Here is a 14,781-nt window from a genome sequence, read left to right as displayed (position 1 = left end):
AATTATGCGGCTTGCCACCACTATCAACAGAACCGCTATTAACAGTCAACTTCACTGATGGGTGTTGTTTGATGATTTCCGACTTTGTCATATTCTGTTCCCTACATCACTAAATTGATATATCGCGGCCAATACCGCTATACGTTTACCAACCAATAGTTTCGTGATTTCCCCCAGGAAAAACACTCAGGATTGCGACACAGAGTGAAGTAATCCTCACTTTCCTACAGAACCTAATAGGCAATAGATTCAGAATACTTGTAGTTGTTTTATATTTTTATTGCAACTTAAAAATTATTTTCCAATATCACATCCATAAGTTTCTTTTTTCTCCCTAATAAAGAAATATTTCATAAAACGTGTTATAAAATGTTGTTTATATAAAAATCATGTTTTTATGACATAAAAATTTAATTTAAATATAGAAACATAATATACTAAAAATATTCTTAATAATAATTTTAAAGTACTTCAAATAATATTAATTCATTTTTAATAAATTATACTTAATTATTACTATATTATAAATATATTATTTTCATAAAAATGAATTAAATTAAAATAATATTTATTTTTTATTAATATTAAAAAACACTTATTATAAAAATTATACTGCATTTTACGGCTTAAATAACTTGTGATGAACAGTGATTAGCCGCATAGTCATTGCCGAAAACTATTTTAGTGTTACCTAAAACGAATCAATTTTTGCCAAAAATAAAATGTGAATTGCATTATGATTTTAGATTTTAACACGCCCCAATGCAATAAAGCCAGTAAAATTCTTGCAAGTTTCGTCGAGTAATTTTGTTTACGGTTTCACATATGCCAGTTCATTTTTTGAAGCGCGTTGCAAATTGGCGACGAAATTGCCAAGCCCGCCTTCCTCGCCTGAATAATGTGGTCGCTTCGGGTCTTCGAAAACGGCAATATCAACATTGGCACTGAATACGCGCCGCAACATCAGAGCGGAGAGCCAGCCGGACAGCCCCCCACCGATAATTGTAATTTTTTTCACGCGTCTGACATCCAGCACTTTTTCTCTCCACGCTATAGAGCGATTTTTGAAGACCCGAGCTTGGTTTCGGAAAAGATGGCGAAGTTGATCCGCCATCAATGGGGATCATCCGATGATGATCTGATGGTTCGCCAACAATGTTTCCAAATCGGTTTGGACATTGTTCAAAGTCAGAAGGTCGGTCGACTGGAAGGCGTCCCCCTTGCCATCACGGTCAATACTCAAAATCGTATTGCCGTTTTCGACACGGGTTGAAAGGAAGTCCTTGATATTATCACCCCAGTCGATCTGGGCTTTGCCGTTGTTGTCATAATGGGCAGCACCATCGGCATCGGCACGGTAGCCTTGTAACAAGTCCTTGACATCAATGCGGTCGGCATTGGCATCAATCTTGGTTTTGTCGGCGTCGATATAGGTGCCAACCGTGAAGCCATAGGCTGTGTCATGGCCGTTGCCACCGGTTGCGTCATTCTGCTGGATCAGACGATAAAGCAGAAGATCATGACCACCGGCTTCAAGGTGATAGGTGTCGTCACCAGCGCGACCGTCAAAGAAATTGTCGCCTTTGTTACCGGTGAAAGTATCATTGAATTTACTGCCGTAGATACCTTCAATGTCATTGAACTTGGCGTTGTTGAAGCCCGTCGACTGATAGCCGCTATTACTCAAATCGACAGTGACACCAACGGTCGATTTACCGAAGTCGACAATGTCTTCGCCACCGCTCGCCTGCCAATATTTTTCACCGGCATCATTCCTCCAGCCACCACCACCGGAATAGCTCTGGCTACCGGCTTCGGCGGTGAAGACATCATTATAACCGGTGCCGACAAGTCCCGGACGATAGCCTTGGGTTGCCGGATCATTGTTTCCTGCACCGGTTGTCACCGTGTCGCCATCCTTATTGGCGTTCAGGATATAGGCATGGTCGGCTTCAACAGCTTTAAGACCTGTCCACGAGGTGTTGACATTTTCTATCGTATTATCTTTGCCGTAACCGTTTGCATCTTTCGTATGGGTGTGGGCAATACCGCCAATATCGTTCGATTGCCCTTCGGTATTGCGCAAGACAACAACCGAATAGGTTTCATTTTCTTTCAAGCCATAGAAATGGACAAGGCCGGTATTATCGGAAACACCCATGCCACCTTGTGCATTGATAACCTGCACGGCAACCAGATTACCGGCAGAGTCAAAAAGCTGGACGGTATTGTTATAGAACACATTGGCACCATCCTTGTCGGTGATGCGAAGATGCAACGACGTTCCATAACCCACCTTATTTTTGTTCGACAAAATGAGCGATGAATGGGCATTGTCACGCTGCATGGTGACATCAAGCGCACCATCCCAATCATAGTCTACAAGCCCGATGCCATAAATAAAGTTAATGCCACTGCCATCGATTGTCCTCGGGTCGACATCACCATTGGCACTGGAAAGACGGCCACCTTTGTCACCGAAGATATCCCAATTATCCCATTTGACCGCACCATCAAGACCAACGCCACCATTATGCCAGAGCTTCGTTCCCGCAGCACTCCCGCCGAAGCCCGGAACCTCCAGAATATCCATTTTGCCGTCGTGATCCCAGTCGATTGCAACCGACCAGCGACCGTCAAGGCTGTCGCCCAAGCCGACAGCATTACGCAATTGTCCGGTCCCGTCAGCTTTATTATAAAAGATCTGGCTTTCTTTGTTGCCATGCCAACCGTGATGATTTTTGGCAAGGAACAGATCCATATAACCATCACCATTATAGTCGGCCCATGTCATGGAAATGGTATTTTTATAGTTATCAGGACCAATTCCCTCATCAGTGCCATTGCCGTAACTCGGCAATGAATCGTCAAAATGCTGGTTGACTGACCAGTTGGTGCCATAAACACCGTTAACAGGGGCAGATTTGCCGCTGTTCAAAAGCGTCATCAATTGATACCAGTTGTTCGCATAGCCGGAAACGCCATTCGTGTCTTCAATCCTCCCGTTACCGGCAAAATCAATCGTCCCGTTATTGTCAAGGTCGATTGCCGACACATGGTGATCGGTCATAAAATTGCTCGTGAGCGGGGATTGGTTACCACCGAATTGCCTGCCCATCGCAATGAACTGGTTACCGTTCAGGCTTGACGAAGTCGCTCCCTTGTTCAAGAAGATAGAACCGGAATCCGCGCCGGAATCGCCCTGAATGACATCAAGATAGCCGTCACCATTCATATCGAAAGTAGCAATGCCGCCGAGGTGATTTTCAATAGAAGCCCCATTGAACATGTCACCATATTTCACATCGACATAATTCCATCGATTATCACCCGTCCCGACATAGGCAGCGGTTGTAAACCAGGAATAGGAGGTTTTTGTAGACCATACATCAATGTAACCATCATGGTTGTAATCGGCCATAGTATAGGAACCGAACAAAACATTTTCCGGTCCCCACCCCCAAATATCAACCGTCCCGTTATTAATTCCTGTCTGATAATTCAAATAGTGGGCTTCAGCCTTGCCGTTACTGTTGAAAACCCAGACATTCGAATTGGAAATAACCTGCCACTCGCCATTATTGTTGAGTGCGACAGCCTGCGTATAACTTAAATCTCCACTACCTCTTAGAGTATTGTTGTTTGAAATTCCATAATCGGGAACATTTGCAGCACCGGTTGTGTCAACGCGCACTTCGACATTATGCATCTCTCCGACATAGCCGGAATTCGACACAATCGCCGTTGTGAAGATATAGCTGTGATGGTCGGTCAAGCTGCCATCGGGCAGTTTGAAACTGAATGTACCATCCGATTTGATCTGGCTTTTGTCAACATAGCCCAACAGCACGTGATCGCGATAAATGCCGATTTTCGCGCCATCTTCAAGGTCGGCAAGATTGCCACTGATTTTACCCTGCAGAACAGGATTTGTAACATCGACATATTCACCATTCTGGAAGACTTTACCGGTTTTGCCGGTAAAGCCCGTAAATTCGGAATGTTGAGCCGAACCATCACTATCAATAACAACAGTTTTTGCCGACTTGTCGGTTGCATCATCATCATAAACGCCGGTACTCGAAATAACGCGCGTCTTGATGACATAACTTCCGTCAGCAAGGGCAGGCTTGTTTCGCCAGTCAAGTTCCCACTTTCCATTGGCGGAATTATAGGTAAGGTCATACCATTCATTATTGATGAGGGCTTGTACCTTGTCGGTATCTTTTAGCGTTCCATCAACTTTGAAGCTGAAGAGGAGTGTATTATCCTGTGTGGTGAAGTCGCTGCTCTCGAAACCCGTATCGTCGGTAATGCTGTCGAGTGTTGCCTTGGCGCCAGGAACCGTTTTATCAACAATAAATGCATGCGCTTCTGATGCCGGTCCTTCGTTGCCGGCAGCGTCCACCGGACGGGCGGTCAGCGAGTGTGAACCATTGGCAAGCTTGGCATCGGAGTTTCTGTTACCCGCTTCCCAGAACCATGTATGATCGCTATCCACATCCACTTCGGCAATTAATTTATTATTGTCATAGATGCGCACTTTCTTGGCATCGCTTGGTGCCGTTCCGCTGAAGATCGGGCTATCATCATTGGTGTGATCATTTTGATTGATAGGAATAATGGCCGGGCCATCTTCACCATTGGCACTATTCGGCAAAACATTATCCTGAACAGTCTCGCCGGTTATCTGCTTGGGCGCGGTAATGTCGACCGTAACAACATATTCGTTTGAAACGCCGCTGGTCTTTCCCTCGGCATTTTGCGAAACGGCCGTAAACTTGTGGTCATCTTCGGTGAGCATTGCTCCGGTTGTATAAGACCATTGTCCGTTGCCATCGGCATAAACGCGGCCGATTTCCTTGCCATTATCATAGATGATAACAAGGCTGTTCTTCGGTGCGGTGCCTTTAATCGTCGGATTGGTATCGTCGGTCGTGCCATTGTCAACACGGGAGCCACCATTTGCAACTGCACCCTGAATAAGGCCGACATCATCAGTAACCCCGGTAATTGTCGGCCGGTCAGGTTCGCCATTATCAATATTCAGTTTGAAATCCTGTCCGGCAAGAACAGTGCCATCGGTGCCTGTTGCCTCGACATAATAATTATGTTCGCCGGCGGCCTGTTCCGTCAAACCGATAGACCATTTGCCATCCGAACCGACAATGCACGGGTCGCCAACTTTCGTTTGTTTTGTAGCATCGCTATAAACGGTGACAATCGAGCCTTTCGGTGCCGTGCCGTGAAGTTCGGGCGTTGTATCATCGGTATGACCGCCATTGGCAATCGGGCCTGTAATCGGATCCACATTGTCAACGGCATAATCAACCGTTACGGTATTTCCGTTATCGGCTATTGTAATATCGGTTGCAAAACCACGATCGCTTTCATTACCGGCCGCATCTTTTACCGTGGTAGTAAAATGATGTTCGCCTTTATCAAGCGGTGTTGTCGGTGTGAACGACCACGAACCATCCGGATTAACTTTCGCCTCGCCGATTGCTTTGTCCCCATCATAAATGGTCACAACATCACCCGGTTGCGGATTATGTATCGTGCCCGAGAAGGTGGGCGTTGTGTCGTTTGTTGTTCCGTGATCGGTGCTATCATCGGAGATCACCGACTTATTAGGGGCAACATCGCTTGTAATTGTCGGACGTCCCGGAGCATTCGGTGGAGTTGTATCCACCACAAACGGATAAGGTGCGGTTGCCGCACTCTTGTTGCCGCCGGCATCTGTTGCCTGAACCCAGATTTTATGGGTCCCGTCATCAAGTCCCTGCAAACTCGTTTCCCAATGGCCGTCATTATCGACTTTTACGGTGTCGAGCAACCTGTCTTCGCCATTGAACTGGTCGTAAATTTTAACATAAGAGCCTTTTGTACCGGTTCCTTTGATAAACGGCGTGTTGTCGCGCGTGATCCCGTTTTGCTGAATCTGGTTATCCGGAAAAACAACATTCGGATCATCATCATGGCCAATCTGGGTAACCGACGGAGTACCGGGCGCATGCCCGATGAGATCGAACTCGAAAACATCGGATTTTGTTTTGCCCACCACGCCGGCATGGTTGACCGGAACCACCCAGAAACGGTGATGTCCCGGCATCAACGGACTATCCGGTTCAACCTCCCACGAACCGTCACTATTGATAGTCTTCTTGCCAATCGGCTTGGCGTTCGGGTCTGAAGGGTCGCTATCATAAAGAAGCACAGAATCGACCTTGGCAGGGTCAAGGGAACCGGCTTTGCCTTTGACTGTCGGCCGATTGTCATCGGTGACGTGCGGTTTATTATTTTCCCCGATAATGCCGATATCGGGAGCCTGATCGTCATAGACATCAAAATCCTTCGAGCCGGACCAATCCGGTCCTTCAGTTGTCAGAGACAAGCCCAAAGGTGGTGATTTCGGTCCCTGATTACCGGCCTTATCCTCAAGCACAGCTACAAAATAATAATCCTTATTATCCGGATAATGGGCTTCATCAAGATTTGGGGTAAATTTCCAATTGGTGCCATCAGGATGGATAGAACCAAGCTTGATCGGCTTGCCATTCTCGTCTTTTAGAATATTGCCGTCTTTATCGGCAAGATAAATAACAACATAGTCGCCGGACTTCGCACCCGTAACTGTTCCATGCAATTCGGGTGTGCGATCATCGGTATAATTTTTTTCGGTATGGCTGCTGAAATCTTGTTCAACGCCGACATTATCAACGAATTTATCAAGCGTTATCGTGCCATCCGGACCTTGATTATCAAGCGTCATTGTTTTTTCATCGATATCCGATGTCCGGCCGGCATTGTCGATAATGCGGGTTTTGATGCTATAATTTGTGCCATTGGCACTCGCCGGCAAAGCTGTTACCGGACGGAAGAAATAACGGCCGCTTGCTTCATCATATTCTGTGTCGTACCACTGCCCGCCAATATTGATCTGGACTTTTTCACCATTTGCGGCATTGAGCTTGGCCGAGGTCGTGATGTAGATTGTCGGCTGTGTATCACTGGTAACATAGTCGTTCGTATCAAAACCGGTATCTTGTGAAATACCGACAATTGTCGGTTTGGTGGCAATCGTTCCGGTGAGAACCTTGAAATTCCATGCACCGGTTGGAATACCTATATTGCCAACAGCATCAACGGGTTTGGCCTGAAACGAATGGTCGCCATTTGCCAAGGCAGTATCTGGTGTATAGCTCCATGTATATTGCCCGTTATTGTTGACAACCTTGGCTTCCCCGATTTTGACGCCATGGTCATAGATAAAGACCTTGTCGATGTCGGCTGTGGCCGAACCGCTATAGGTCGGCCTGTCGTCATTCGTCATGCCATTATTGCTGATCGTACCGGTGGTTTCCGGTACGTCGTCGGTCAAGTTGACAGACTGCAAAGCATCCGGCGCAGTCAAATCGATCGTATAATCGAAAACGGGTGATTTGTCGCTTTCATTGCCGGCTGCATCAACAGATGTTGCCTGAAAATGATGTTCTCCTTCCGGTAACGGGCTTTGAACCGAATATTCCCAATTGCCGTTGGAATCGGCTTTCACGCTATCAACCAGATGCGTCTCGCCATTCACCGTATCATAAATATTGACTATGCCGTTCGGTTCGGCACCATGACCTTTCAAGGTCGGCGTGGTGTCGTCGCTTGCCGCACCGGAGGCTAGATCATCCGACTGGTTCGCACCGACATCATCGCTGGCGCTGGCAATCTCTGGAACGTGGTCATTTTGCGTGTCGACAACAAGATTGAAGCTGTCAGACTTCGTCGAATTATTCGGAAGCGTTGCCTCGGCAACAATTGTGTAACTACCATCGGGAAGTTGCTTGTCTTGCGGCCAGACAAATGCCCAGTCGCCATTGGAATCGGCGTAGACTTTGCCGAATTCTGTTCTCACTCCGCCAACATCAGTATAGATAGTGACAGCCGAGTTGGGCGTTGCACGTCCATGCAGTTCCGGTGTTGTGTCATTGGTGAGCCCTCCGTCGGAAATCCTTCCGGTGTAATCTCCGGTGGAAACATTTTTGTCATCAACAGCGTAAAGGATGCTGACATCGACATTTGTCGGATCAACAGTGACTGTTGTTGATTGGCTTTTTGCACTTTCATTTCCTGCCGCATCGGTAACCGATGTTGCAAATTCGTAATCACCTTTATCAAGCGGATTTTCCGGTGTCCATGACCATTTGCCCGACGACGGGTCGACCGTTGTCTCGCCAATTTTGACATATTGACCGTCGACTTTGTTGTAAATAGTAACCTTGTCGCCTACTTGCGGGTTTTGAACAGTACCGCTGAATGTCGGGGTTTGATCGGGTGTCGTGCCATTATTTTCAATCGTACCGATACCGGGTTCCTGATCGGATTGAAGAGCAGGAACATCCGGCTGGTTTGGCGCATGATTATCATAAATAATCGGATATTCGCCGGTTTTTGAACTCGGCACACCCGTCTGGTCAACCGCTTGAACGGCAAAGTTATAATGCGTTCCAAGACCATCGGTCGAAGTATCTTTCAACGCATAAGCAGCCGGAAGCTTGAAAGTCCATGTGCCATCATCGCCGACAATAACCGGATTGTCATCGGTATTGATTTCCTGGCCGTTTTTAAAAATGTGAATGCGTGTGCCTTTGGTTCCCATACCATGAAGGGTCGGTGTCGCATCGTCTGTCGACTGGCCTTTTTGCAGGTAAACGGATTTGCCTTCCGGATTGTTATAATCATCAATAATATTGGTGATCGATGGTGTACCCGGAGCATGTCCGGCAAAATTGAAGTTCCATTCGACATCTTGAAGCGGTGTGCGGTTCCCTGCCGGATCGACAGCAACCAGATGGAAACGGTGTTGGCCGGGGGTAATGGCTTTATTCGGAACGATTTTGAATGATCCATCCGCCTCGATAAGTCCCTCACCGATTTTGGTGTTTCCGTCGTAAAGTTCTACGATTCCACCGGCTGCCCCCGTAACCGTCCCCGCTCCCGCCTGAACTTCCGGATAATTGTCATCGGTGACGCCACCCGAATGCGGTATATCGCCGATATCCGGTTGCTGGTCGTCCACCAGTTTTATAGAATTGGCATTGCCCCATTGAGGGCCTGTCACATCAACAGTCAAAAGGAAGTCGTTGCTTGAAGCGCCTTCATTTCCGGCAGCATCCTTGACCACTGCAACATATTGGTAATTGCCTTCGGCAAGTTCGGAAAACTGGTACTGCCAGCTATAAGTGCCATCGACGTTTGATGTGAGGTGAATATTGTCGGCAACACTATGGAGATTGCCTTGGGAATCACGATAATAGAGATGAACAACATCGCCCTCATGTGCACCTTTCACAGTGCCTTTAAGAAGTGGCGTCTTGTCATTGGTTGCCGTTCCTGACGGATAATCGCCAACATTGTTTTCGACATCGTCATGGAATTTGTCAATCGTGACCGTATAACCGTCTAAAGGCGGGGTATTGTCGACTGTCAAATCCCGCGTCGTGTTCTGGCCGACATTGCCTGCCGCATCGACCACACGCGCTTTGACGTGATAGACCTGATCGGTCAGTTCATGCCCCACCGCATAATAATATTTTCCGGTGTCCTTATTATAGCTTGCCGTAACCCATGTCAGCCCGTCATCAAGCGAAATTTCGACATGCTCGTTATCGGCAAGTGGCTGATTGACAGTTACAAAAATCGTCGGATTTCTGTCCTGCGTTATAAGGTCGTCGTCTTTTGGTCCGGTATCGTTCGACACGCCGCTGATTGTCGGCACTGCACCTGGTGCAATTGTATCGACAATAAATTCCGAACCCTGACAATCTGTGCCTTCATTACCGGCACTATCCACCGGACGGGCAGTCAATGTATGTTTACCTTCGGAAAGCTTGTGAGTTTCGTCAGGCGTAAATGACCATGTCCCGTCTTCTTTGACTTTTGTTGAACCGATCAGCTTGCCATTGTCGTAAATATTGACAGTTTTTGCGTCCGAAGGTGCTTTTCCTGAATATTCGGGCCGATTGTCATTGGTATACTGGTCTTTTTCAAGTTGACCGGTAAAATCATTGGCATCGTTTTTGACATCATCAGTCACCGAAACTGTATCATTGGCGATCGGTTCGGGCGACTTAATATCGACAATCACATTATAGTCGGAAGAATGCTCACTCTCGTTACCAACCTCGTCGACAGTGGTCGCGCTTAAATGATGTGTTGTGTCTCCTCCAAGCGGAGAAGGTGGTGTGAAACTCCATTTTCCTTCACCATCGGCTATGGCTGAACCGATCAGCTTGCTTTCGCCTTTTTCGCCGTTACTATTTTCTTCCTGGTCATAGATATTGACCGTCTGATATGGCTTTGCACCACTACCGATAATTGTCGGAGTTGTATCATCGGTGCTCTCACCACTTCCAACATCATTCTGAACAGCGCCGACATCATCGGTTACTCTATCAATCGACGGCTTTTGATTGTTCGTTATATCAATATCGAAATTGAAATCGGCTGTCGATTTGCCTCCTGAAGCATCCGTGGTTTCAGCATGAATGACATAATGCCCCGCGTCGAGTTTTTCACTGTCTTTGACCTGATAGGACCAATTGCCTTCACCATCGGTCCTAACCTTTGCAAGCTGATGAACCTGATTATTGGCGTCGGTATATGTCAGAATAACATCAGAATTCGGTGTTGCTTTACCGACAATAAGCGGCGTTCTGTCATTGGTCTTGTTATTGTTTGTAACGTGTGTTTCAAGCGGTGCCTGATCATCAACAAGATAATCAATGCTCACCTTGACCGTACTGGTGTCAACCGTGATATTGGTCGCCGTCCCCTTGCCGCTTTCATTACCGGCTGCATCACTTAAAGATGTCTGGAACTGGTGATTGCCTTTTCCTAACGGATTCTTCGGTGTCCACGACCATTCTCCCTGATCGTTCACCTTTGTCTCTCCGACTTTCACACCATCCTGATAGATGTTGACCTTGTCACCGGGTTGATTCCCGTTGACCTTGCCGCTTAAAGTCGGTGTTGAATCGGCCGTTGTTCCGGTAATTGTATTGCCCTGATCGTCTTTGGCTGTCGGTGCATCGGGTGCATCCGGCGCTTGTCTGTCGACAATGATCGGATACTCGCCCGTTTCATGGCTCCAGTTACCGGCCGGATCCACTGCTTGGGCTTTAATGTTGTGACTGGTACCATTACGGTCTGTTGCCGGATTGGCAAGCGTCGGAAGTGTGGTTTGCCAGGTTCCATCATCCTTCACTTTGGCTGTCGCCACTTCCACATCGTCAACATAAATATGAACAGTCGAACCGGTTGTGCCTGTGCCCTTGATAAGCGGTGTGGAATCGCTTGTAACGGCATTTTTCTGGATTGTTTCGCCCTTATCATCAAGAACATTGATGATAGAAGGTGTTGCCGGTGCATGGCCGACAAAGTTGAAATCCCATGCTGTTGTACCCTGCGATTGCTCGTTTCCGGCATGATCAACCGGTTTTGCAACAAAACTGTGATTACCCTGACGCAATGGTACTGTCGGCTCGACACTCCATGACCCGTCACTATTGACCTTACCTGTTCCGATCAATGTGCCATTGTCATAAAGGTTGATTGAACCAACTTTTGTCGGGTCAACCGAATGGGCAGCACCTTTTAATGTCGGACGGCTGTCATCGGTGGTTGTACCCTTTTCAATTGTGCCGGTTGTCGGCAACTGGTCGTCAAAAAGATCAAGGCCGCTTTCGTTGATTACAGGTGGCGGTGTTGTCGTAACATCCAGGCCGAAACCGGAAGAGGCTTGTCCGAGATTACCCGCTTCGTCTGTGATCACGCCTCTGAACTCGTGATAGCCATCATCAAGATGATCTTTTGCCGTACCACCGGGAATACCTTTGACGTCGAACTTCCAATTGCCTGACTCATCAACTGTTGCCGTGCCGATTGTTACCCAGTCATTACCGATTTTGACCTGCACAGTGACATAATCACCGGCCTTCATACCGGACGTATGACCGTTCAACGTCGGCGTATTATCATTGGTTGCTTCACCATTGGAACGGCTCTTCGACCCGCCCTCCTCATTGACATTATCGGTATAGCTGTCAATCACGATTGTATAGTCGCCACCGATTGGCGCAGTCTTGTCGATTGCAACATCCTGAGCCGGACCTTCTTTGACATTGCCTGCATCGTCGACAACGCGCCCGTAAATTTTGTGGACGCCTTCAGCAAGATGAGTGTTCGAATGGTCATAATACCAATAACCGTCATTCTCGTCATAGGTGGCATCATACCATTTGCCGTCAATATTGACCTGAACCTTGTAGCCGGCAGGCAATTTCTCATTAACACCGAATTTGAAAACAAGGCTGTCATCGCCGGTCTTGAAATCGCTATCGCTCAAACCGCGATCTTCCGTAATCGAAACAAGTCTTGTCGTCTCGGTCGGTGCATCTGTCTTCACCGTCAAATCGTATTCGGTATATTTTTCGCTGTCGACGCCAAGCTTGTTGGTTGTCTGGAGCTTGAAATGATGGGCACCCGGGGCAAGCTCGTCAACCGTGCATACCCATTTATGATCATTACCGATAGTGGCCGTACCGATCTTGACAAGTTTTCCATCAATCTCGTCATAAATGGTTATTATATCGCCGGGATTGCCCTCGCCATAGAATGTCGGCTTGGTATCATTGGTTTTGCCACCCGAAACTAGATCATCCGTTTTTAACGGTACGTCATCCTGAACACGCGTAATGTCCGGTGATGCAGGCGGCGTATTATCAATATCAAGGGCAAAATCGGAATGGGCATTGTTGCCGTTTTGAGCTGTCACAACAGCGGTATAAACATGGTGCCCGTTTGTTTGTTTTGGAAGTTCGAACGACCAGTTGCCATGCCCGTCGGAGGTAACCATGCCGATGACCTTTTCGCCTTCTTTAATGGTTACAACTGTGTTGCGGCTGGTCGTACCGAAAAGCGTCGGTGTCGTGTCATCCGTTGTTGCGCCATTTGCAAGGTCTTTGACAATATGGCCTGCATTATCTGCAGCATAATTGATCGAAACGAGAATTGACGAACTATCAATGTTAAAGTCGAATGCCGGACTCTTGTCACTGATATTGCCAGCCTTATCGGTGTAGGTCGTGGTAATCGAATGTTTGCCCTGTCCGAGGTCGGTTGGCGTATAGCTCCAGTTTCCCTCGGCATCGGACATAACAGTCTGAACAAGTTTTGTCTTGCCATCAACTGTATCATAAATATTGACAACAACACTGCCCTCGGCAGCTTTTCCATGAATTGTCGGTGCTTTGTCATCAATTGTGCTGTTTTTCTCTACGTCTCCCTTTTTATCACCGACATGGTCGTCCAACTTCGGCAGATCCGGTGTGAGCGGCTTCAACGTATCGACATTGATCGGCCAGAACCCTGTCTTGTCGGATTCCTGTCCGGCGCTGTCACTTGCCGAAGCGCGAATTTGCCAGCTCTCGCCATTTGGTAAAATACCGGCCAATGAAGGATCAATCGCGACCGCCCAATGGCCGTCACCTCCGACCTTAACACCCTTGGCAACAAGTTTGTCACCAATATAGATATTGATAAACGAACCGGCATCACCGGTTCCTTTGATGAGCGGTGTGGCATCATTGGTAAACTGGTTTTTATCAATGAACTTGCCATCCGGATGGGATGCATCAATCTCTTTTTCTTCATTGTTGTAAATGCCGGTAATGGCCGGCATTCCCGGGGCTGCCCCGGCAATGTCGAAATCCCAGGTCTTGGCCTCACCTTCATTGCCCGCATCATCGGACGGACGGGCTTCGATCTTATGCGTGCCCGAGCTTAAATGCGGCGTATAGGACCATGTGCCATCAGCTGCAACATCGGCAATGCCGGAAAGCGTGCCATCAATATAGATGTGCACTTTCGTGACATCGCTTCCTGCCGGAAGTTTGCCCTTGATCTCAGGTGTTTTATCGTCGGTTACTTTATGATTGGCATCGTTCAGGCTCCATGCCGTGGTGCCATTGGCGCCATCAAATTCGCCAGTCTGTGGTCCCTCGTCATCCCACAAACCAATGTCACTGCCAAGTGTCCCTGTCGGTCCCTTGGTATCAACCTCGAATTTATAGGCCGGCGTTGGCTGACCTTCATTGCCGGCTTTATCAACCGGACGCGCTATCCATTCGTGCACGCCTTCGGCAAGACCGTGTCCTGTTGACGGTGTGAAACTCCAGTCGCCATTTTCGTCAACTTTTGCAGAACCGATCAATATCAACTTGCCGTCCGAATCCTTGTCATAAATATTGACCGATTGGGTGTCGCTTGAAATCGCGCGTCCGCTCATTGTCGGCGTATCATCATTGGTAAGCTTGATCTTTCCACCCTTACCGTCATCCTTCTCGAGCCAGCTCGGGAAGTCACCGACATTTGTTTCCTTGTTGTCGACAAGCTTGATGGTGCTGTCGTCGAGAACCGGCGCCGTGCGATCAATGAAAAGATCATAGCCATCTGTCGGATTACTTTCATTGCCGACACTATCCGTCTCTGTCACAACAAATGTATATTTTGTCGGACTATGATTTGGATCATCGGTCAAAGCGACCGTTGGCGTAACCGACCATGTTCCATCCTCATGAACCACTGTCTGGCCGATAAGCGTGCGCTCACCCTTATCATTAACCGTATAAAGCTTGATAATGTCTCCCGCGACACCTTTACCATTAAAGGTCGGCGTGGTGTCGTCGGTAATATCATTGTTTTTCAGTGAACGGTTGCCATCCGGATAAG

The 14,781-nt window shown here is 47.6% G+C and carries 2 protein-coding genes; both read right to left on the bottom strand.

The window, feature by feature from the left end:
- Positions 1-811: 811 nt before the first annotated feature.
- The gene (locus tag H3S83_RS11620; protein WP_198239911.1) at positions 812-1,018 is read right to left on the bottom strand and encodes a tryptophan 7-halogenase; all 207 of its coding nucleotides are present in this window, start codon (positions 1,016-1,018) and stop codon (positions 812-814) included.
- Between the two features lie 105 nt (positions 1,019-1,123).
- Positions 1,124-14,743: an Ig-like domain-containing protein gene (locus H3S83_RS11395; RefSeq protein ID WP_370541375.1), complete on the bottom strand. Its 13,620-nt coding sequence runs from the start codon at positions 14,741-14,743 to the stop codon at positions 1,124-1,126.
- Between the last annotated feature and the right edge of the window lie 38 nt (positions 14,744-14,781).

Origin of the sequence: Bartonella sp. W8122, assembly GCF_016102485.1 — a bacterium.
Taxonomy (GTDB): Bacteria; Pseudomonadota; Alphaproteobacteria; order Rhizobiales; family Rhizobiaceae; genus Bartonella; species Bartonella apihabitans.
This window is presented reverse-complemented; position numbering and strand designations above follow the sequence as displayed.